This is a genomic window from Wenyingzhuangia sp. IMCC45574 (genome assembly GCF_054182685.1).
Window position 1 is genome coordinate 2149802 of the sequence record NZ_CM135169.1, and the last position, 20331, is coordinate 2170132.

The following is a 20331-nucleotide window of genomic DNA, read 5'->3' on the forward strand; positions in this document are numbered from 1 at the left end:
CCTCTTTGATATACTGACTACCCTTGCTTTTCAGCAATCTCCTCATCCAACTCAAACAACAACTCCATAGCCTCGTCTAAATCATTCTTCTTTCCTTGGTAGACTTCAAAAAAAGAACCATCCGAAGCATGTTTTTCATAATCTTCTGCCAATTGAGCATCCATCTTCTGAATCTCTTTTTCTAAATCCGCTATCTGACGTTCTACTTTACTGTATTTGTTCTTAATTTTCTTTAGTTCTTTTTCTTGTTCCCTACTTAACTTTCCAGCACTTTTCTGAGACGATTTATCCGAAGCAACCACCGTTTTCATCTCTGCTTCTCGCATGTTTTCTAACTTGTGTGCCTCTAAGAAATAATCTAAATCTCCCAAATACTCTTTTATTTTCTTGTCTTTAAAGTACAATACCTTTTCTGTTAAACCTTGCAAGAAATCACGATCGTGAGAAACCAAAATTAACGTCCCACCAAAATTTTCTAAAGCTTGTTTTAGTACATTTTTAGAATTAATATCTAAGTGGTTGGTTGGCTCATCCATTACCAACACATTAAAAGGCTCTAACAACATTTTACACAAAGCCAATCGGTTTCTTTCTCCTCCAGACAACACCTTCACTTTCTTCTCTACATCGTCTCCCTTAAACAAAAAGGAACCTAGCATATCTCTTACTTTTGCTCTATTTCCATCGTTGGCAGCATTTTCCATGGTTTCTAACAAGGTAATTTCTCCATCTAAATGCTCTGCCTGATTCTGAGCAAAATAACCTATTTCTACATTATGCCCTAGCTTTAAATCACCAGTATAATCTATCTCCCCAACCATCATTTTTGCCAAAGTAGATTTTCCTTGTCCGTTCTGACCAACAAAAGCAATTTTAGTACCTCTTTCTATCTGTATTGCTACATTAGAAAGCACATGCTTGTTGCCATAACTTTTAGAAACACTCTCTGCTTCTACCACCACTTTCCCAGGTTCTTTAGACACTGGAAAACGAACATTCATTACTGCATTATCTTCTCCGTCTACCTCTATGCGTTCTACTTTTTCCAATTGCTTAATTAACGATTGTGCTAAAGATGCTTTGGTTGCTTTGTAGCGAAAACGTTCTATTAACTCTTCTTTTGCCTTTATTTCTTTTTCCTGATTTTTCTGAGCCTGCATTTGCTTTTCACGAATTTCATCGCGTAACAGTAAGAATTGAGAATACGGCTTTTTGTAATCGTAAATTTGCCCCAAAGATATCTCTATGGTTCTATTGGTTACATTGTCTAAAAACATTTTATCGTGAGACACCAATACCACTGCTCCTGCATAGTTCCTTAAAAAGTTTTCCAACCAAATAATAGACTCTATATCTAAGTGGTTTGTAGGCTCATCCAACAATAGAATATCATTATTCTGCAATAATAATTTGGCTAATTCTATACGCATTCTCCATCCTCCAGAAAAAGTATCTGTTAACTTGTCAAAATCGGCACGTTGAAAACCTAAACCTTGTAATACTTTTTCGGTTTCTCCCTGATAATTATACCCACCTAACAATTCGTAACGCGTGGTTTTCTCCTCTAAATCGTGAATTAAATTGTTATAATATTCGCTTTCGTAATCGGTTCTCTCTGCTAACTCTGCATTGATCTTCTCAATTTCAGCTTCTATTTTTTTAATTTCTTCAAAAGCTTGATACGCTTCTTCCAAAATGGTTCTACCAGGAATAAAATCAATATCCTGACGTAAAAACCCCATCTGTATATCTTTATCAAAAGCTAAAGTTCCACCATCATTTGGCATGTCTTTAGATAACACTTTTAACAGTGTAGATTTTCCTGCTCCATTTTTTCCTACCAATCCTACTCTATCTCCTTTTTCTAGTTTAAAAGTTATTCCAGAAAAAAGATCAGTTCCGTTAAATGTAACCGTTAAATTATGTACGTTAACCATATGTAACAAATGTTGCTTAGCAATAATAATAAATGGAAGTATATTTGTTATGAGAATGTAACAAACCAACTTCTTTTGTCTTTAGACTTGGCAAAAGTACCAAAATAAATACAGCATGTTTAGCAAAGGAAACAAACTCTATAGCATCTTTACCTCTAAATGTCCGCAATGTCACGAAGGAGAGTTCTTTAAACATAAATTCTCTTTTAATATTTTAAAAACTACAGAGGCAAAAGAGCACTGTTCTAGTTGCAATTTAAAATATATGAGAGAACCTTCTTTTTTTTACGGAGCCATGTATGTAGGCTATGGAATTAGTGTAGCTTTAGCTGTTGCCTTTTATATTATTAGTGCCGTATTCTTTGGTTTAAATATGAAACAAAGCATCGTTGTTATTGCACTTGGTTTATTTGCTTTAGCTCCTTGGAGTTTGCGTTTGGCAAGAGTGGTATGGATTCATCTTTTTATAAAATACCAAAAAGACGAAAAACTACGAAAAAAATAATCTGGCTTACAAAGCCTATAAAAACAAAAAAGAACCCAAAATTGGGTTCTTTTTTGTTTTTATAGTAAGAATAGCGCATGCATTAATTCACCAATTCTCCATTTTTCATTTTAACGATAAAAGTATCTTTTACATTCTGATCTTTTAAAAGTTTTTTAAAACTTTTAGCTTCGGAAATAGTCGGAAAATTACCTAGAACGTAAAAATTTAACTGCCCCTTGGTTACTCTGTAAACACAAGAAGAAAAATCTACTTTAAACTTTTTGTAAGCACCTATCTGTACTCCATAAGTAACTACATCTTCTACTGGTTTCTCTATGGTCTTTTCTACTACTTTTTTCTCTATAAAGATGGTATCTCTTATAACGGTTGGCTCTTGAGCAACTACAGTGGTATTAACCGTTCCTCCAAATCCAAAAACAAGTGCTCCCACCAAACATAAAAACAGAATAATACAAACCGCTACAGCAGTTCTAAGCTTATTTGCTTTCTCTTGATTTTCTTCTTTTAACTTTTTATTAGTTCCTTCTAATGCCAAAGAGTTAGCACTTAGAGAATCTATTTTTTTTTGTAAGTCGTCAACTTCTTCTTCGCTTAAAAAAGGCATAATTAGGTGAATTTTAGATCAAATCTGTTGATGTTTATTTCTGCTGGCAAAGGTACATCATTTTCTAAATGCTGGTACAATTGTTTGGCAATTGTTGGAGCAATCATAACACCTCTTGTTCCCAATCCATTAAAGACAATTAAACGATTGTATTTAGGGTGTTTTCCCACTAACGGCCTCCTATCTTTTACCGTAGGACGAATCCCTCCAAATTGATCCACAATTTCGTAAGGAACCTCAATCATAGTATCTAATTTTTCTAGAATCTCTTTTCTTCCGCCCTCTGTTGGCAATGTTGTTTTATCTTCTCTATTAAATGTAGCTCCTACCCAGTAAACATCGTCTTCTAAAGGCAATACAAATAAAGTAGATTTAATCTGCTCGGTTAGTTTTAAATCGGGTGCTTTTATAAACAGCATTTCTCCTTTGGTTCCATTCAATGGCAGGTAATTAAAAAACGGATTCCCTTTTAAACCAAACCCTTCCGAAAAAATAATTTTTTTAGCAACAATATCTCTGTATTCTACTTTGTTGTCGTCTATTTTCAGCTCCTCATGAACCATAGGAATATCTCTAAAAGCCGCTTTCTTTTTAAGATAAGATATATAGCTATCTAAAGCTCTATTAATATATACTCTCCCAGTGCCATTTACGCCACCAAGCCCCTCGTAATAAGTAATTCCTTTCTTTTTTTCTTTAATTATTTTTGGTTGCAAATATTTTTCTAGCAAAGGATTATCACAGGCTTTAAACCAATTATTCTGATCTTCTATAGACTTAAAAACTTTTAAGGTATCAAAATAAGTAAGAAAACTCTCTCCAAACTTATGCTCCAAATCTTTATAAAATGGAAACAAATTTTCTAATTGCTTATCTGCATTCCATACCGGTGTGAATCTTTTTAAAATAACAGGATTAAAAACTCCAGCAGCAACTCTAGACGACACCTGAGAATTATTATCTAACACAACAAAAGAATGTCCTTTGTCTTCTAACTCCTTAGTTATAGCCATTCCAGCCAAACCAAAACCTACAATTATATATTCTACTTCCATAAAACAAATCTACAATTTTAAGAAATCACCAAAGATGAAATTAACTTATTAATTATGAGTATATTTGGCATTGGAACAATAAGAATTCATTATTTTTGCAGCCCAATTTTATCTATGAAGAAAAAACTAACCATTAAAGATATCGCAAAAGAGTTGAACGTTTCAATCTCTACGGTTTCTAAGGCCCTGAATGATAGCCACGAAATTGCAGACGTGACAAAAAAACGTATTCAGGCTTATGCAAAAGAGTTTAATTACAAACCAAACTTTAATGCCCTTAGTTTAAAAAACAAAAAGACTAAAACCATCGCTGTTATTATTCCTAATATGCTTAAGTATATCTATGCTCAGGTTTTTAACGGAATTGAACAAGTTGCCAACGAACAAGGTTATAAGATTATTACCTGTGTATCTAACGAAAAGACTAGCAAGGAAAAAGAAATTTTAGAAATGCTTTCTAATGGTAGTATTGATGGCTTTATAATTTCTCCTTGTTTAGAAAGCTGTATCAACAAAGAGTTTTTACATTTTGAAGATGTTATAGAAGAAGGTTTTCCTATTGTAATGTTCGATCGTGCTCCCAAGGAGTTAGATTGTGACAAAGTGATGATTAAAGATCATAAAGCGACTTTTAATGCTGTTGAGCATTTAAAAAACACAGGCTGCAAAAACATTGGTTTTTTATCTACTAACAAAAAATTGATTAGCACCAAAAGACGTAAAAAAGGATACTTAAAAGGTTTAGAAGAGTTTGGACTAGAGAGCAATGAAAACATTATGGTGGATTTGACTCAATACCACTACAACGAATACGAAAAGATTATTACTCCTATTTTTGAGGACAACGACATAGACAGTGTAATCACAACGAATGAGGCAACTGCTATTGCGGCTCAAAAAGTAGCCCAAAAATTGGGTTATTCTATTCCAAGCAACTTTTCTGTAATTGCTTTCTCTAACGGAATTTTAGCAAGGCATGCAAGCCCTCAAATGACCACTATAAGTCAACATGGTGAAAAAATGGGAGCAAAAGCTGCTAAGTTATTAATTCACCGAATAGAAAACGAAGAAGAAAATCCAGAATACGAAACAAAGATTATAAAGACTGATTTAGTAATGCGTAACTCTACCAAATCTTTCTTAAAACTAAATTATGATAAGTAAAAAGTAAATTGCTCATGAGATTTCATACAAGAAAGTGGATTAAACCAGAAGATTTAAATGCAAACGGAACATTATTTGGAGGGAAATTACTAGCTTGGATTGACGAAGAAGCTGCCCTTTATTCCATTATTCAATTAGAAAATGATAGAGTTGTAACCAAATACATGTCCGAAATTAATTTTGTTAGCTCTGCCAAAAAAGGAGATATTATAGAAATAGGGATTGATGTAGAAAAATTTGGAAAATCTTCTTTAACGTTAAATTGTGAAGTAAGAAATAAGATGACTCGTGAAACCATTATAAAAGTCGACAATATTGTAATGGTAAATCTTGATGAGGATGGAAAACCGAAACCACATGATAAAACAAAAATTGAATTTGTAAAAGATCGACTAGAAAATTTAGCATAAACTCACAAAAAAAACCGACCTAAAATGGTCGGTTTTTTTGTAGATATATTTTTTTGTAAATCTAACCTAGCAATTGCTTTACCATTGCAGAAATGGCTTTACCATCTGCTTTACCCGCTAATTTTTGCGAAGCAGCTCCCATTACCTTCCCCATCTCTTTCATAGAAGAAGCTCCTGTTTCTGCAATAATTTCTGTAATGATTGCTTTTAACTCTTCTTCTCCTAATTGCTCTGGTAAAAACTGAGAAATGATTTCAGCTTGTGCCAATTCTGGTTCAGCCAAATCTTCACGTCCTTGCTCTGTATATAAAGTAGCTGAGTCTTTACGTTGTTTTACCAACTTCTGTAATAACTTAATTTCAGCCTCTTCAGAAATTTCTTCCTTAGATCCTGTTTCAGTTTGCGCTAATAAAATAGCAGATTTTATAGCTCTTAATGATTCCAAAGCAACTGAATCTTTAGCTTTCATGGCTTCTTTCATTTTAGCCATTACATCTTTTGATAAACCCATTATATTCTAATTAAATAATTCCAAACAAAAATATTAAAAACTACTTTCCAAACTACTTATTATACATATAAATAGCATCCTCTAAATAGTCGTACTTCTTTTTAGACTTAAAGTAGTTTATTATACAAGTCGTAAAACCAATCAAACCAATTGTTAGATTTACAGGTTTTAGCTTGTACTCATCTTGGGTTTCATACCTTCCTGTACTAGGATTAAAATTTTCATTTTGTTCCCCTGTTTTTTCACCCGCTGTTAAAATACCTGCTACTGTTGCAATACCAGCAATCACATAAATAATAACCTCTCTATTGCTAACTTTATTATACCTCTGTAACAACAACATACTTTCTTGATTATCTACCAAGTCATTCGCTAAATTAGCGTAATTAGCCTTTTTTAAAGGCCCAAAACCTTTGTTGTAATACCTACTTTTTTTGGAATAGCTACCTCCTCCAGAAAACTGACCATTTGCATTCATCATTGGAGCACTATAACCCGTAGTTATAGCTTCAAAATAATTTACTTTTCCTCTTAAAATTCTCTCGGCAAATACATTTGCTCCATTTGCTTGGTAGGTATTTCCGTAAAAACTCCCAGAATTATTATAAAATTGAACACTTGCTAAATCGTATTTCTGATCATTAACTTCAAAATAGGATTTTTTAAAGAAGGGTGATTTTGTACGTATTAAACCATCTACATATTTAATACCTCCTCCATAAAACATTAAAAAGTTTTTACTTTCATCTACTTTAGGAATAGAATCTTGCGCAAACATTGTTGTACCAAGTAAAAGTCCAACCAAGCAGACTAACATTTTCTTTTTCATTTTTTTTATTGATTAACCGATTATTCCTTTCACAAAACTATCAATAGTATCAACTCCACTAGTCCCCACATGTTTTACAAATGCAGATCCTATAATAGCACCATTTACATGCTCACAAACAGTATCAAAAGTCTCCTTACTAGAGATTCCAAAACCAGCAATTAAAGTACTTTTTAAACCGTAAGATTTAATCCTATTAAAATAATCTATCTGAGCCTGAGAAATAGTTCCTTTAGCCCCTGTAATAGATGAAGATGCTACTACATAAATAAAAGCATCTGTCATTTCATCAATCTTCTTAATACGCTCCTCCGATGTTTGCGGTGTAATTAAGAACACATTAGACAAACCATATTTGGCAAATAATGCTTTGTAAGTATTTTCATACTCTAACATAGGCATGTCTGGCAACACCAACGTCTCTATACCTACAGACTGACATTTTTGACAAAATTTTTCTGCTCCATAACGGACCACCTGATTAAAGTACCCCATAGCAATTAATGGAATAGTTATCTCGTCTTTTATTTCATCCAGTTGATTAAAAATTAAATCTAAGTTGATTCCGTTTTTTAATGCCACTGAACTTGTTTCCTGAATGGTAGGTCCATCTGCCATAGGGTCAGAATACGGTAATCCTACCTCTAAAAAGTCAACTCCAGCAGCTTCTAAGTTCTTAACAATAGCTCCTGTATCGTTTAAAGTAGGATAACCAGAAGTAAAATATACCGAACACAAACGGTTTGGCTTTTCTTGAAATAGTTGATTTAATTTACTCATTTCTTTTATATTGAAGGTTTGTAAAGTTAAAGGTTTGAAAGTAGACATAAACACAAAATCAACTATAAACCTTGCTAACTTGACAAACTACTAAACTGTTTACAGGTGTTCGATCGGAGTCGAGATGTAATAGTTCTCGACTCTGCTCGAACACCTTTGTACTCAATACTCTGTACTAAATACTATTTATCTATTCTCTCTTTTATTTAATTCTGTAATATACGTCTCTAGATCTTTGTCTCCTCTACCCGATAGGTTGATAACTACTACTTGGTCTTTTTTCAAATCCATTTTACCCAACACAGCCAATGCATGAGATGTTTCTAAAGCCGGAATAATCCCTTCTAATTGAGTCAATTCAAAAGCAGCATCTAACGCTTCTTGGTCGGTTGCATTTAAGAAAGTTCCTCTTTTGCTATCGTATAAATGTGCATGTAAAGGTCCAACTCCCGGATAGTCTAATCCTGCAGAAATAGAATAAGGCTCTACAATTTGTCCATATTCATCTTGCATTAAAATGGTTTTAGATCCGTGTATAACTCCAACCTCTCCTAATTGAGAAGTTGCAGCACTTTCTCCAGAATTTACTCCTAAACCAGCAGCTTCTACTGCTACTAACTCTACTTGTTTTTCGTCCATGTAGTGATAAAAAGCTCCTGCTGCATTAGATCCTCCACCAACACATGCAATAATAGTATCAGGGTTTTCTTTCCCTGTCTGTTCTTTTAATTGCCATTTTATCTCTTCAGAAATAATAGCTTGCAAACGAGCTACCATATCTGGATATGGGTGTGGTCCAACTACAGAACCAATTAAATAGTAAGTCTCTTCAGGATTCTGAATCCAATCACGAATGGCTTCGTTGGTAGCATCTTTTAAGGTCTTACTACCACTTGTTGCAGCCACTACTTTAGCTCCCAACATTTTCATACGAGCTACGTTTGGAGCCTGACGTTTGATATCTACTTCTCCCATAAACACAATGCACTCTAAGTTCATTAAAGCACAAACTGTTGCCGTAGCCACACCATGTTGACCAGCTCCTGTTTCTGCAATAATTCGCTTTTTCCCTAACTGCTTTGCAATTAGAATCTGTCCAATTGTATTGTTTACTTTATGAGCTCCTGTATGATTTAAATCTTCTCTTTTTAAATAGATATGAGCACCGTATTTATCAGACAAGTTAGGTGCATAGTACAATGGTGTTGGCCTACCCACGTATTGTTTTAACAAATACAAATACTCTTTCTGAAAAGCTTCTGAGTTGATAATTTTTAAATAATTATCCTCTAACTCCTGTACATTCGGAAACAACAATTCTGGAATGTATGCTCCTCCAAATTGTCCATAATATCCGTTTTCGTCTACTTGAAATTCTGACATAATTTTATAGTACTGAGTACCGAGTATTAAGTATTGAGTACTGTAGCTGGGCTAACTTTGTACTGTCTACTGTCTACTCTGTACTAATTATTTTTACACTTTATTTTCTTGGTCATCGAGCGGAGTCGAGATGCAATAGTTCTCGACTCCGCTCGAACACTTTATTATATGTTCATTTACTGATTTGTTAAGACGTTAAGTCAAATACACGACTACACAAAAAACAAATCAACACTTACTTTATTTCTTTAAAAAACCGCTCTAATAGTTCAACATCTTTCAACCCTGGCTCTAGCTCAAACTTACTGTTGATGTCCAATGCATAAATTGGCAAATCTGTATTTAATATTTCCTTTACTTTTTCTACCTCATCAACTCCAATTCCTCCACTTAAAATAAAGGGCTTCTTTGATGGGTATGCTTTTAACACAGACCAATCAAAAGTATATCCATTCCCCCCTTTTTCTTTCCCCTTGGTATCAAAAAGAAAGTAATTTACAAAAGGTTCGTAGTTGGCCAATACAGTAAATTCGAATTCATCTTTAATTGAAAAGACTTTAAATAGCTCGATATCTAAATCGTGACTCACCAATTCTTGACAATAGGCCACAGATTCCGATCCATGCAACTGTACAGCTTTAAATCCGTATTGTTTTACTTTAGCTACTATAAAATCAATAGGTGCATTTACAAAAACGCCTGTTTTCTTAATAGTTGAATCAATTGCTGGAATTTCACCTTCAAAACTTCTTGGTGATTTCGGATAGAATATAAACCCTAGGTAGTCTGGCTGTAAGGCCGCTACCGCTTGGATATTCTCCGTGTATTTCATTCCACAAACTTTGATTTTCATTCCTTCAACGCTTTAAGCTATAGGCTTTAGGCAATAAGCATACAGCCTACTGCATAGAGCTTACAGCAAGTTACAACTGCCCAATAAACTCTTTACAAGCATTTCCAGGATTGTCTGTTTTCATAAAATTCTCTCCAATTAAGAACCCTTGGAAACCGTATTGCTTTAATCCCATAATAATTTTAGGATCGCTAATTCCACTCTCCGAAACTTTTACACAACTATCTGGAATTTTAGCAGCCAACTCTATAGAGTGCTCTAAATCCACCTTAAATGTTTTTAAGTTTCTATTGTTAATCCCAATTACTTTTCCATCAGGATTGTCAATTTTATCTAGTTCTTCCTGCGTATGAATTTCATACAACACATCCATTCCCAAATCAGTAGCCAATTGTCCGTAATTTTTTAACTCCTCTTTTGTTAAACAAGCGGCAATTAATAAAATTACATCTGCTCCAATAGCCTTTGCTTCTACAATTTGAAAACCATCAACAATAAAATCCTTACGCAAAATAGGTTTTACCTCATTTACACTTCGGGCCTTCATTAAATCTACCATGGTACCTCCAAAAAATGGAGTATCCGTTAAAATAGATTGTGCAGCAACATTGGCATCTAAATAACCATTAGTTACCTCAATAATATCAGCCTTATCATTAATAATTCCTTTAGAAGGCGATTGCCTTTTAAACTCTGCTATAATACCAGTGGATCCTACCTCTAACAAAGATTTCTTTAAAGACAATGGTGTTCTTTTAAAGTTTGGACTTGTAATTAGTTTCTTTACAGGAACCTCACTCTTAATCTTTGCTACTTCCTTCTTCTTTGCTTCTATTATTTTATCTAAAATCGTCATATCTCAATTACGAATTTACAATTACGAATTACGAATTTACAATCACGAAAAACCATTTTGTTTTATCGTTTTTTGTATACTCCCTATAATTCGTAATAATTCATCAATATCTTTTATTAAACCTTCTTTTTCTTCTCTCTTTAAATATCCCGCATCAGACAAAAGTCTTAACCAATATTTCGTTTCTCTTGCTTCCTTATAAGCTATCGTTAATTTAGCATAGAAATCTTTTCTACTTTGCCCTCCAATTGCTTCTTCAATATTAGCACCAACTGACGTGGCAGCTCTCAGCAACTGCTTACTTAGAACAAATTCCTTTTCTCTTTCACAAATTACCTTTTACAGCTTAACTACGCGAAGTGCAAAATCATAACTCTTTACTTGTACTATATTATCTGATTTCACAACTCGTAATTTGAAATTAACAATTCGTAATTAAAGTGCTTAAAGCACTCTTCGCTTTCCCAGTCATTAAACTATCTTTTGCTATATTAAATGCTTCTTTAAAAGACAATTTAGGATTGAATGTTTTTAAGGCAAACGCAGCGTTGGTTAACACCACATTATTTTGCTGAACCGTTCCTTTTCCATCTAAAATAGATGTAAATATCTCAGCAGCTTCTGGAACACTCTCTCCTCCGTAAATATCAGATTGTTGAATTTGATCTAAACCTAAGTTTTTAGGACTTAATATTTGTTCGTTCTCTTTTGTATACAATTTAAAACCTCCTGTTAATGAGATTTCATCATAACCGTCTAAAGCATGAACTACTGCAAAATTATCTGATGTTTTACTTAAAATCTCTCTATACAGTCTACCTACTTGTAAATTAAAAACTCCTACCAACTGATTTTGAGGCATACTTGGATTTACCAATGGCCCTAGCATGTTAAAGAACGTTTTCATTTGTAATTCTTTTCTAACAGGACCTACAGCAGCCATTGCTGGATGAAATAAAGGTGCGTGTAAAAAACAGATATTAGCCTTATCTAATTGCTTTTTTAAAACATCCTCATCGTTGGTAAATTGGTATCCTAAATACTCTAACATATTAGAAGAACCAGAAGCAGAAGACACTCCATAATTACCATGCTTGGCAACTTTATGTCCTGTTCCAGCTACTACAAAAGAAGTTAATGTAGAAATATTAAACGTGTTTTTTCCGTCTCCTCCTGTACCACATAAATCAATGGTGTTAAAGTCGGACAAATCAACTTTTAAAGCCAATTCTAACAAAGCCTCTCTAAAACCCGTTAATTCATCAACAGTAATAGGCCTCATTAAAAACACCGTTAAAAACGAAGCTATTTGAGAATTGTTAAACTCCTTGTTTGCAATTCTAATTAACGTTTCTTTTGCTTCTTCTCTACTTAACTTTTCGTGCTCGAATAGTCTAGATAATAATTGTTTCATCTTTTATAGTATTGAGTATTGAACATTAAGTATTGAGTACAGTAGCTATGCTTACACCGTACTTTATACGAACTGCTCTTTATACTATTTAACTTATCATTTTTATTTAGTACAAAGTATTAAGTACCGTAGCTACGTTTCTCTATACTTTGTACTAACTACTCTGTACTAAACTTTTGCGTTCTCTATAAACTGTCTAACCATTGCTTCTCCATCTGGAGTTAAAATAGACTCTGGATGAAATTGCACTGCACTAATATTAAACTTTGTATGCTCTATTGCCATCACGCCACCATCATCATCTATACAAGTAACTTTTAAATCTTTAGGCATTTTTTTAGTGTTTGCAATCCACGAATGATACCTAGCTGCAGGAAACTTTTCTGGACCATTCTTAAAAATTACAGCATCTTTATCTGTTACTTTCATCTCTGTAGCTACACCATGGAAGACATTGTCCATATTGATAATCTCACCACCAAACACCTCTGTAATTGCTTGTAATCCCAAACAAACACCAAATATTGGTTTTTTACCAGCATACTCGGCAATTACCTCTTTTAAGATACCTGCCTCATCTGGAATTCCAGGACCTGGAGAAAGCATTACCAAATCGTAATTTTCTATTTCCTCTAACGGAATTTCATCGTTTCTAAAAACATCTGGTTTATTCCCTGTAATATCTTCTACCATATGAACTAGGTTATAGGTAAAAGAATCGTAGTTGTCTAATATTAATATTTTCATATCTCTTTAGTACTGAGTACTGAGTATTGAGCATTGAGTACGGAGCTACGCTCACTTGGTACTGTATACTGCCTACTTTGTACTAATTTATATTTCTTCTGCTAACACCAAAGCTTTCTTTAATGCTGCTAATTTGTTATTCACTTCTTGTAACTCACCTTCTTCTGTAGAATCCATTACAATTCCTGCACCTGCTTGGTAGTATAACGTATTGTTTTTACTTACAAACGAACGAATTCCAATGGCTAAGTTTACTTCTCCTGTTAATCCAATAACACCAACTGCTCCTCCATAGAAACCTCTTGTCTGAGACTCGTATTGATCGATTAACTGCATGGCTTTGTATTTAGGAGCACCACTCAACGTTCCCGCAGGGAAAGTATCTCCAACAATTTTTAATGGATTTCCTTTAATAATTCCTTCTACTGTAGACACCAAATGAATTACGTGGCTAAAATACTGCACTTCTTTAAAAACTTCAACCGTTACATTGTCTGCATGCTTACTTAAATCGTTACGAGCCAAGTCTACCAACATTACATGTTCTGCAGTTTCTTTTTTATCGTTAGATAATTTTTCTCCTAGTAAATGATCCTCTCTTGCATTTCCTGTTCTTCTAAACGTTCCTGCAATTGGATTGATAGTAGCCACCTTATCTTCTACTTTAATTTGTGCCTCTGGAGAAGATCCCATTAAACGGAAGTTTCCATAATCAAAATAGAACAAATAAGGAGAAGGGTTAATAGAACGTAAAGCCCTGTATAAGGTAAAGTCGTCTCCTTTATATTTTTGTTGAAATTGACGTGATAGTACTATTTGAAAAACATCTCCTCGTTTACAGTGTGCCTTACCTTTACGAACGTATTCTTTAAATTCTTCGTCCGTACAACTGGATGTTTCGCTATCTGCATCGTAAGAGAATCTCTGAGTCTGACAAGTTGGATTGTTTACAATTGCAACAACTTCATCAATATTAGATTCTTCTCCTACAGGTAAGTTTTCAATCACTTTCATTTCATCGTTAAAATGATTGATTACAATTACATACCTATAAAAACTATAGTGCAATAAAGGGATTGCTGAATCTGCTTTTTTAGCATTTAATTTGATATTCTCAAAATACTGAACAGCATCGTAAGTTGTATATCCGTACAAACCATTGAATGACTTAAAATCTTCTGGAGAATCTGTCTGAATTAACTCACAATAATATTGAAAAATATCGTGGTAATTTCTTTGCAAAGGAGCACTACTTAACATAGCATCTCGGTAATACAAATTCAACGCATGATCTTCTGCTTTAATATGCACCAAAGGATCTACCCCAATAAAAGTATAACTATCTTCTTTGGAATGATAATCTGACCCTTCTAGCAAAACTGTATTTGCAAAACGATCTCTAAGTCTTAAATAGATTGATACAGGAGTAACTGTATCGGCCATTTGCTCTCTAACAACTGTCTTAAACTGTAATTTCTTCATAGGTTTGGCACTATAAAAAAAGGCTTATCGCGAGATAAGCCTTTCTATATTTATTTTATTAAAATACAATAGTAATTCTCACGCTTATTAATTAAGAGTGTACCACCACCAAGTATTTTTTGTATCTATATTCATTGAGACAAATTTAAGATAGATTTTTGAATTTGCAAATAATTTCTATTGTTATTAAAAAAGTAATCCATACTAGGCTTTTATTTATCTTTGACATCAGAAAAAACAAACATGAACTGGTACTTTAAAGCTTTAAAGCAATACACAAATTTTCACGGTAGAGCTAGACGTAAAGAATATTTCTATTTTTTAGTAATCAACAAATTAATTTTTACAGGATTGCACGAAATTGGAAAACGACTACACCTAGACCTATTTTCTATTGAATTATTTAATATAACCTTTAACGCAAACTGGATTGGAACACTCTACATATTAGCTGTTCTTATTCCTGCAATAGCTGTTGGAGCTCGTAGAGTTCAAGACACAGGAAAACCAGGACTGTATGGTTTTCTATTCCCCTATTGTTTGTATTTATTAGTAAAACCAGGAGACAAAGGCAGCAACAAATACGGGCAAGACCCTAAGGCATAAAAAATACTTTTAGTACTAAAGCACTACGAATATTTAAATTCATTTTATTACTTTTCTACCCATATTATAAAAAATTAAATTTATGAATTGGTATTTAAAAGTTTTAAAACAATACGCAGACTTTAAAGGTCGTGCAAGAAGAAAAGAATATTGGATGTTTGTGTTATTTAACGCAATTATTGGATGGGCACTTCAAGGTATATTCCTTGCTACTGATATTAAAATTTTCGAATTTGCCAGTATGGCTTATTCACTTGCACTATTCATCCCTGGACTTGCCGTTCTCGTTAGAAGACTTCACGATATTGGTAAATCTGGATGGATGTTTTTTATAATTTTAATCCCTGCTGTAGGTATTATTTGGTTATTAGTCCTATTATGCACTAATGGAGAAGAAGGCAGTAACGACTATGGTCAGGATCCTAAAAACCCGAACGACGAACTAGAAGAAATTGGAATAGCAGAAGCATAAAAAAAGAGGCAATTGCCTCTTTTTTCTTTTTTACATATTCTGTGTTATATGATTGTAATCTTTAATTACTGTTGCTATAAAGGTCTCTACACTATACTCTTCATGAAGTTCTACACCAATAACCATTACAATTTTTTCTTTTAGCTTTAACAACAAACCGTGGTCGTTTTTCTTTTTTGCTTTGATAAAATTCTCTTTAATAATTCGAACATCATTATCCGATAATTTTACTACAGACGGATACATTGGCTGATAATCTACCGCTATATTTTCTTCTAAAATAGTATTCTTAATATTAATTTTATTTCTTAAACTAACCACAGCAGTTCCAGAAGCAATCCCACCTAAACGCTGTCCCTTTTTAGAGCTACTAATAGAAACAATTGCTATAACTCCAGAGAGCATATTAACATCTACAATACGCATTACCCATCTAATAAAGAAATCAACAAAACCAGTTTGATACCCATCTACTTTAAGAACCTTGAGCTGTACTATTTTTTTCCCAACTGTTTGACCCCCTAACAAGGTTTCTAAAACAATTGTGTAAAATATCACAGGAATACAAATAATAAAATACAGGGACATTAACGACCATGGATCCCATGAATCTATAAATCTTTGGAAATTAAAAAAGTTAAATAAAACATACCCCGCCAACCCTAAGTATGCCGATTTAATAAGGACATCTATAAACCACGCTAACAGTCTATAATTTAGTTCGGCAGACTTAAAATCTAAAGTCACATTTTGCGTAGTTGTAATTTGTATTTCTGCCATTTTATGATGTAATTTGTTACTCTATGAGAGAGATTGCGTTTATAAAACAAAATAAAGAAAAATGGTTGCGTTTTGAAAATGCTATCAAAGAAAAAAACATTCGTCAACCAGAAGAGCTATCAAAACTATACTTGCACTTAATCAACGATTTGGCTTATGCTCAAACCTACTATAAAAAGAGCAAATTAGTTGTTTATTTAAACCACCTTACCATACTCGCTTTTCAAAAAATTTACAAATCTAAAAAAGAAGATAAAAATAGAATTTTAGATTTCTTTCTAGTTGAAGCCCCCCTACTTGTTTTCTCCTATAAAAAGTACATTTTATACTCTTTTATTATTTTCGGATTCTCTGTATGCATAGGTCTCATTTCTGCTATTTACGACGACTCTTTTATTCGCTTAATTCTTTCTGATGGCTATGTTAACGAAACTTTAGAGAATATTAAAAACGGAAATCCTACAGCAATCTATGGGTCGGCAACCAATTGGGGAAGTTTTATAGGGATTACATTAAACAACCTCTATGTAGGCTTAAAAGCTTTTGTTTTTGGAGTTGCTGGAGGAATTGGAACCGCTTATGCTTTGTTATACAACGGTATTATGTTAGGTTCTTTTCAGTATTTATTTGTTAAAAACGGAGTGTTTTTTGAAAGCCTAAAAGGAATATGGATTCATGGAGCAATGGAAATTTTCACCATTGTAATTGAAGGTGGAATTGGATTTATGCTTGGAGCAAGCATTTTGTTTCCTAAAACACACAAAAGACTAGATTCTTTTAAAAGAGGAATGAGAGATGGTATTAAAATGATGATAGCTACTTTTCCTTTTACCATTGCGGCTGGTTTTCTAGAAGGATTTGTATCTAGATACGGAAACGACATGCCTAATTACTTGGCTTTTGGAATTATTATAAGCACCCTTGCACTTATTTCTTATTACTTTTTAGTTTATCCTTTTAAAGTAGCCAAAAGAGCAACAACAAACACGCTAGTATGAAAGTAAAAAAAACACAGTCCATTCTTGTTGTTTTGTTGTTCTTTATAACTTCAGTAAACGCGTATAAAAACACCGAAAAAAAAGCTAGACAATTCCCAGAGAATTACAAAAACAACTACCAAAGCAAAGATTATATATACGAAAAACAAGAACCTAGCTGGCTACTTGAGTTTAAGATGTGGCTAGCTCAAAAGATTCAATCTTTTTTTAGTTATATACATTATGATAAAGGATTTTACCATTTAAAATTACTTTTCTATGTTCTTATTGCAAGCTTAGCAATTTACATAGTTGCTAGAATTGTTTTCTATAAAGAGGGGAATTGGATTTTTAAAAAAGGCAACTCTAAAGAAACTCTAACATACCAAGACGATGTAGAGACTATTGAGGTAAGTAATTTTGAGGCAATGATACAAAAGGCTTTAAAAAAAGAAAACTACAGACTCGCTGTAAAATTTTTCTACCTATGGACACTTCAAAAATTAGCTAAAAAAGAAGTAATTGAATTAAGCAACCTAAAAACCAATATAGACTACCAACAAGAGCTAGAAGGTAACAAGCTCTTTAATAATTTTAGAAAAGTATCTTATTACTATACGTATGTCTGGTATGGAGAATTTGCTATAGACAAACCAGCCTTTGATAAAATTGCTAATACATATCAACAATTTCTAAAAGAAATAGCAGCATGAAAAAGAAAGGCTTTATTATCTTAGGAATCCTGATTATTGGTCTTATTGTTGTTTTAGACAGTACTGCACCACCAGAAGTTAACTGGCACAAAACGTATCACGAAAACAAAAAACAACCTTTTGACTTAAAGGTTTTTCACGATCAATTAGATACTGTTTTTTACGATTATAAAATTAAAACGTTAAAAGAAACTTTTTACGAATATCAAAATCGTCCTTTAAAAATGATGTCTTTAGAAAAGGACTGTTTGTATATTAACATTGACGAAAATTACGAACCAGACAAGGCTTCCGAAGAACAATTGCTGGGTTATATTGGTAGAGGAAACATTGCTTTCATTAGCGCTTCTTACTTCTCTAATTCTTTATTAGATAGCTTAAAAATTAAAAAACTTAAGAAAGGAAAAAGAATAACACAGCTAATCAAGAATCCCCTATCGTTATTTCTAAAAAACAATAGCGCAAGTTTAACATATACTCCTAAATTAAAATATTTTCAAAGCTACTTTAAAGACAGCACCAACTTAAACGTTCTAGGGACTGTTCAATTTACTTCAAATGACAGTATTGTACTAAAGAAACCTAATTTTATTGAAGTCCCTTATAAAAACGGGCTATTTTATCTACACACCCAACCCGAAGTTTTTACAAACTACCACTTGCTAAAATTTCAGAATTCGGAATACATCAACCAAGTGCTTTCTTTACTGCCTACAAAAATTACAGACAATCAACCTGTAGATTATTTAGACGAAGATGCAGGCATAGCTCCTACAAGCAAGAATCATTTGTATTTTGAAAGCAATCACAAAGCCAGTTCAGAACTTATAAACAGTCCTCTAAGATTTATAAGAGCTCACAAAGGACTTCACTGGGCTTGGAAACTAATTCTTTCAGGTTTTGCGTTATTTTTCCTTATCAATGCAAAGAGAAAACAACGTATTATCCCTATAAAACCTCTTGTTAAAAACACCAGTTTAGAATTTGTAGCAACCATTGCCTCGCTATACGAGGATGCAGACAATTTCCAGCCTATTATTGAACAGAAAATACATATTTTTTATAAAAACATCCGAAACAGATACAATCTTGTTACAGACAACACCAATAACAAACTTGTAAAACAACTAAGTACCAAATCTGGATACGATCTAGCAAAAACAAAAGAGTTAATTCGTTTTATAAACACACTTAAAAATAGAGAAACATCCTCTATCAACTTATTGACTAAACTTAATACAGAAATAGAAAACTTTTACAAAAATACCACCGCATGGAAGAATTAGAATTTTCAAACCGAATAAACTTAGCCGAATTACACAAAGGAATTCAAGATATTAAAGAAGAAATAAGCAAGGTAATTGTAGGTCAGAAAAACATGGTAAATCTATTGTTAACTGCTCTTTTATGCGAAGGACATGTGCTAATAGAAGGTGTGCCTGGTGTTGCCAAAACAGTAACCGCTAAATTACTGGCTAAAACATTGCAAATAGGCTATCAAAGAATTCAGTTTACCCCCGATTTAATGCCTTCTGACGTATTAGGTACTTCTATTTTTGATTTAAAAAAATCTGAATTTGAATTTAAAAAAGGTCCTATTTTCTCTAACCTTATTTTGATTGATGAAATTAACAGAGCTCCAGCTAAAACACAAGCAGCTTTGTTCGAGGTTATGGAAGAAAGACAAGTAACAATTGATGGAAATAAATACCTATTAGAAGCTCCCTATTTTGTAGTAGCTACTCAAAACCCAGTTGAGCAAGAAGGTACTTACAGATTGCCCGAAGCACAACTAGACCGTTTCCTGTTTAAAATAACAATAGACTATCCAAGTTTAACCGATGAAATTGAAATTATAACAAGAGAACACGAAGCAATACAACCTAAACTAGATTTAATTAGCCAACGTATAACCAAAGAACAAATTTTAGCATATCAAGAATTGTCCAAACAAATTATTGTTGAGCCTAATTTAATAAAATACATTGCAGACATTGTAGTGAACACTCGTAACAATTCCTTTTTATATCTAGGAGCTTCTCCTAGGGCTTCTATTGCCTTACTTAAAGCTTCTAAGGCATTTGCAGCCATTGATGGTCGGGATTTTGTAACTCCAGAAGACATTAAACAAGTAGCAGTTCCTGTTTTACAACATAGAGTTATTGTTACTCCTGAAAGAGAAATGGAAGGGATTACTGCAGCACAAATTATAAACGAGAGTCTTCAATCTACAGAAATCCCTAGTTAATT

General features: G+C 33.2%; 23 protein-coding genes. 9 read left to right on the forward strand and 14 right to left on the reverse strand.

What is annotated here, in order from left to right; all coding sequences use genetic code 11:
- Window positions 1–17: 17 nt before the first annotated feature.
- Window positions 18–1937, reverse strand: coding sequence for an ABC-F family ATP-binding cassette domain-containing protein (locus ACXHHC_RS09205; RefSeq protein WP_458226076.1), 1920 nt, complete (start codon window positions 1935–1937; stop codon window positions 18–20).
- A gap of 115 nt (window positions 1938–2052) precedes the next feature.
- Between ACXHHC_RS09205 and ACXHHC_RS09210 the strand changes: the two genes are divergently transcribed.
- On the forward strand, window positions 2053–2442 hold the full coding sequence (locus tag ACXHHC_RS09210; RefSeq protein WP_458226077.1) for a DUF983 domain-containing protein: 390 nt from the start codon (window positions 2053–2055) through the stop codon (window positions 2440–2442).
- 82 nt (window positions 2443–2524) lie between these two features.
- Here ACXHHC_RS09210 and ACXHHC_RS09215 read toward each other — a convergent pair whose 3' ends face one another.
- Both ACXHHC_RS09215 and ACXHHC_RS09220 read right to left on the reverse strand, forming a co-directional pair.
- Window positions 2525–3049 carry an SPOR domain-containing protein gene (locus ACXHHC_RS09215; protein WP_458226078.1) on the reverse strand — a complete coding sequence of 175 codons (525 nt, stop codon included), beginning with the start codon at window positions 3047–3049 and terminating at the stop codon, window positions 2525–2527.
- A gap of 2 nt (window positions 3050–3051) precedes the next feature.
- On the reverse strand, window positions 3052–4104 hold the full coding sequence (locus ACXHHC_RS09220; RefSeq protein WP_458226079.1) for an NAD(P)/FAD-dependent oxidoreductase: 1053 nt from the start codon (window positions 4102–4104) through the stop codon (window positions 3052–3054).
- 114 nt (window positions 4105–4218) lie between these two features.
- Between ACXHHC_RS09220 and ACXHHC_RS09225 the strand changes: the two genes are divergently transcribed.
- Together ACXHHC_RS09225 and ACXHHC_RS09230 are read left to right on the forward strand one after the other, a co-directional pair.
- A complete protein-coding gene (locus ACXHHC_RS09225) occupies window positions 4219–5268 on the forward strand; it encodes a LacI family DNA-binding transcriptional regulator (protein ID WP_458226080.1) in 1050 nt (349 codons plus the stop codon).
- 14 nt (window positions 5269–5282) lie between these two features.
- Window positions 5283–5678 (forward strand): acyl-CoA thioesterase, encoded by a 396-nt coding sequence (locus ACXHHC_RS09230; protein WP_458226081.1) that lies wholly within the window; start codon window positions 5283–5285, stop codon window positions 5676–5678.
- Between the two features lie 61 nt (window positions 5679–5739).
- Here the strand turns inward: ACXHHC_RS09230 and ACXHHC_RS09235 are convergent, their stop codons facing one another.
- The 10 genes from ACXHHC_RS09235 to ACXHHC_RS09280 all read right to left on the reverse strand — a co-directional run bounded on the left by ACXHHC_RS09235 (window position 5740) and on the right by ACXHHC_RS09280 (window position 14533).
- A complete protein-coding gene (locus ACXHHC_RS09235) occupies window positions 5740–6189 on the reverse strand; it encodes a GatB/YqeY domain-containing protein (protein ID WP_458226082.1) in 450 nt (149 codons plus the stop codon).
- Between the two features lie 52 nt (window positions 6190–6241).
- On the reverse strand, window positions 6242–7018 hold the full coding sequence (locus tag ACXHHC_RS09240) for a hypothetical protein (RefSeq protein ID WP_458226083.1): 777 nt from the start codon (window positions 7016–7018) through the stop codon (window positions 6242–6244).
- A gap of 12 nt (window positions 7019–7030) precedes the next feature.
- Window positions 7031–7798 carry a tryptophan synthase subunit alpha gene (trpA, locus tag ACXHHC_RS09245; RefSeq protein WP_458226084.1) on the reverse strand — a complete coding sequence of 256 codons (768 nt, stop codon included), beginning with the start codon at window positions 7796–7798 and terminating at the stop codon, window positions 7031–7033.
- Between the two features lie 186 nt (window positions 7799–7984).
- Window positions 7985–9181 carry a tryptophan synthase subunit beta gene (gene trpB, locus ACXHHC_RS09250; RefSeq protein WP_458226085.1) on the reverse strand — a complete coding sequence of 399 codons (1197 nt, stop codon included), beginning with the start codon at window positions 9179–9181 and terminating at the stop codon, window positions 7985–7987.
- Window positions 9182–9416: 235 nt separating this feature from the next.
- Window positions 9417–10034: a phosphoribosylanthranilate isomerase gene (locus ACXHHC_RS09255; RefSeq protein ID WP_458226086.1), complete on the reverse strand. Its 618-nt coding sequence runs from the start codon at window positions 10032–10034 to the stop codon at window positions 9417–9419.
- Window positions 10035–10104: 70 nt separating this feature from the next.
- Window positions 10105–10890 (reverse strand): indole-3-glycerol phosphate synthase TrpC, encoded by a 786-nt coding sequence (gene trpC / locus ACXHHC_RS09260; RefSeq protein ID WP_458226087.1) that lies wholly within the window; start codon window positions 10888–10890, stop codon window positions 10105–10107.
- 42 nt (window positions 10891–10932) lie between these two features.
- Window positions 10933–11223 carry a four helix bundle protein gene (locus tag ACXHHC_RS09265; protein ID WP_458229244.1) on the reverse strand — a complete coding sequence of 97 codons (291 nt, stop codon included), beginning with the start codon at window positions 11221–11223 and terminating at the stop codon, window positions 10933–10935.
- A gap of 88 nt (window positions 11224–11311) precedes the next feature.
- A complete protein-coding gene (trpD, locus tag ACXHHC_RS09270; protein WP_458226088.1) occupies window positions 11312–12304 on the reverse strand; it encodes an anthranilate phosphoribosyltransferase in 993 nt (330 codons plus the stop codon).
- Window positions 12305–12472: 168 nt separating this feature from the next.
- Window positions 12473–13051, reverse strand: a complete 579-nt coding sequence (locus ACXHHC_RS09275; RefSeq protein ID WP_458226089.1) for an anthranilate synthase component II — start codon at window positions 13049–13051, stop codon at window positions 12473–12475.
- Between the two features lie 87 nt (window positions 13052–13138).
- The gene (locus tag ACXHHC_RS09280) at window positions 13139–14533 is read right to left on the reverse strand and encodes an anthranilate synthase component I family protein (protein WP_458226090.1); all 1395 of its coding nucleotides are present in this window, start codon (window positions 14531–14533) and stop codon (window positions 13139–13141) included.
- A 243-nt stretch (window positions 14534–14776) separates the two neighbouring features.
- Here ACXHHC_RS09280 and ACXHHC_RS09285 point away from each other — a divergent pair, with 243 nt between their 5' ends.
- Complete coding sequence (locus tag ACXHHC_RS09285) at window positions 14777–15139, forward strand: DUF805 domain-containing protein (protein ID WP_458226091.1); 363 nt, start codon at window positions 14777–14779, stop codon at window positions 15137–15139.
- Between the two features lie 82 nt (window positions 15140–15221).
- Window positions 15222–15611: a DUF805 domain-containing protein gene (locus ACXHHC_RS09290; RefSeq protein ID WP_458226092.1), complete on the forward strand. Its 390-nt coding sequence runs from the start codon at window positions 15222–15224 to the stop codon at window positions 15609–15611.
- A 30-nt stretch (window positions 15612–15641) separates the two neighbouring features.
- Here ACXHHC_RS09290 and ACXHHC_RS09295 read toward each other — a convergent pair whose 3' ends face one another.
- Window positions 15642–16391 (reverse strand): RDD family protein, encoded by a 750-nt coding sequence (locus ACXHHC_RS09295; RefSeq protein WP_458226093.1) that lies wholly within the window; start codon window positions 16389–16391, stop codon window positions 15642–15644.
- Between the two features lie 23 nt (window positions 16392–16414).
- Between ACXHHC_RS09295 and ACXHHC_RS09300 the strand changes: the two genes are divergently transcribed.
- From ACXHHC_RS09300 to ACXHHC_RS09315, 4 genes are read left to right on the forward strand one after another with little or no spacing between them, the layout of a single operon-like run.
- Entirely contained in the window at window positions 16415–17389 is a 975-nt protein-coding gene (locus tag ACXHHC_RS09300) for a stage II sporulation protein M (RefSeq protein ID WP_458226094.1), read from the forward strand.
- On the forward strand, window positions 17386–18081 hold the full coding sequence (locus ACXHHC_RS09305) for a hypothetical protein (RefSeq protein WP_458226095.1): 696 nt from the start codon (window positions 17386–17388) through the stop codon (window positions 18079–18081). Before ACXHHC_RS09300 ends, ACXHHC_RS09305 begins: the two co-directional genes overlap by 4 nt.
- Entirely contained in the window at window positions 18078–19367 is a 1290-nt protein-coding gene (locus ACXHHC_RS09310) for a hypothetical protein (RefSeq protein WP_458226096.1), read from the forward strand. The genes ACXHHC_RS09305 and ACXHHC_RS09310 overlap by 4 nt, the downstream gene beginning before the upstream one ends.
- Complete coding sequence (locus ACXHHC_RS09315; RefSeq protein WP_458226097.1) at window positions 19355–20329, forward strand: AAA family ATPase; 975 nt, start codon at window positions 19355–19357, stop codon at window positions 20327–20329. The genes ACXHHC_RS09310 and ACXHHC_RS09315 overlap by 13 nt, the downstream gene beginning before the upstream one ends.
- Window positions 20330–20331 lie beyond the last annotated feature (2 nt).

Bases quoted from the DNA above. Each gene is read 5' to 3' on its own strand.
- ACXHHC_RS09205 (WP_458226076.1), bottom strand. From the start codon at position 1,937: ATGGTTAACGTACATAATTTAACGGTTACATTTAACGGAACTGATCTT.
- ACXHHC_RS09210 (WP_458226077.1), top strand. From the start codon at position 2,053: ATGTTTAGCAAAGGAAACAAACTCTATAGCATCTTTACCTCTAAATGT.
- ACXHHC_RS09215 (WP_458226078.1), bottom strand. From the start codon at position 3,049: ATGCCTTTTTTAAGCGAAGAAGAAGTTGACGACTTACAAAAAAAAATA.
- ACXHHC_RS09220 (WP_458226079.1), bottom strand. From the start codon at position 4,104: ATGGAAGTAGAATATATAATTGTAGGTTTTGGTTTGGCTGGAATGGCT.
- ACXHHC_RS09225 (WP_458226080.1), top strand. From the start codon at position 4,219: ATGAAGAAAAAACTAACCATTAAAGATATCGCAAAAGAGTTGAACGTT.
- ACXHHC_RS09230 (WP_458226081.1), top strand. From the start codon at position 5,283: ATGAGATTTCATACAAGAAAGTGGATTAAACCAGAAGATTTAAATGCA.
- ACXHHC_RS09235 (WP_458226082.1), bottom strand. From the start codon at position 6,189: ATGGGTTTATCAAAAGATGTAATGGCTAAAATGAAAGAAGCCATGAAA.
- ACXHHC_RS09240 (WP_458226083.1), bottom strand. From the start codon at position 7,018: ATGAAAAAGAAAATGTTAGTCTGCTTGGTTGGACTTTTACTTGGTACA.
- trpA (WP_458226084.1), bottom strand. From the start codon at position 7,798: ATGAGTAAATTAAATCAACTATTTCAAGAAAAGCCAAACCGTTTGTGT.
- trpB (WP_458226085.1), bottom strand. From the start codon at position 9,181: ATGTCAGAATTTCAAGTAGACGAAAACGGATATTATGGACAATTTGGA.
- ACXHHC_RS09255 (WP_458226086.1), bottom strand. From the start codon at position 10,034: ATGAAAATCAAAGTTTGTGGAATGAAATACACGGAGAATATCCAAGCG.
- trpC (WP_458226087.1), bottom strand. From the start codon at position 10,890: ATGACGATTTTAGATAAAATAATAGAAGCAAAGAAGAAGGAAGTAGCA.
- trpD (WP_458226088.1), bottom strand. From the start codon at position 12,304: ATGAAACAATTATTATCTAGACTATTCGAGCACGAAAAGTTAAGTAGA.
- ACXHHC_RS09275 (WP_458226089.1), bottom strand. From the start codon at position 13,051: ATGAAAATATTAATATTAGACAACTACGATTCTTTTACCTATAACCTA.
- ACXHHC_RS09280 (WP_458226090.1), bottom strand. From the start codon at position 14,533: ATGAAGAAATTACAGTTTAAGACAGTTGTTAGAGAGCAAATGGCCGAT.
- ACXHHC_RS09285 (WP_458226091.1), top strand. From the start codon at position 14,777: ATGAACTGGTACTTTAAAGCTTTAAAGCAATACACAAATTTTCACGGT.
- ACXHHC_RS09290 (WP_458226092.1), top strand. From the start codon at position 15,222: ATGAATTGGTATTTAAAAGTTTTAAAACAATACGCAGACTTTAAAGGT.
- ACXHHC_RS09295 (WP_458226093.1), bottom strand. From the start codon at position 16,391: ATGGCAGAAATACAAATTACAACTACGCAAAATGTGACTTTAGATTTT.
- ACXHHC_RS09300 (WP_458226094.1), top strand. From the start codon at position 16,415: ATGAGAGAGATTGCGTTTATAAAACAAAATAAAGAAAAATGGTTGCGT.
- ACXHHC_RS09305 (WP_458226095.1), top strand. From the start codon at position 17,386: ATGAAAGTAAAAAAAACACAGTCCATTCTTGTTGTTTTGTTGTTCTTT.
- ACXHHC_RS09310 (WP_458226096.1), top strand. From the start codon at position 18,078: ATGAAAAAGAAAGGCTTTATTATCTTAGGAATCCTGATTATTGGTCTT.
- ACXHHC_RS09315 (WP_458226097.1), top strand. From the start codon at position 19,355: ATGGAAGAATTAGAATTTTCAAACCGAATAAACTTAGCCGAATTACAC.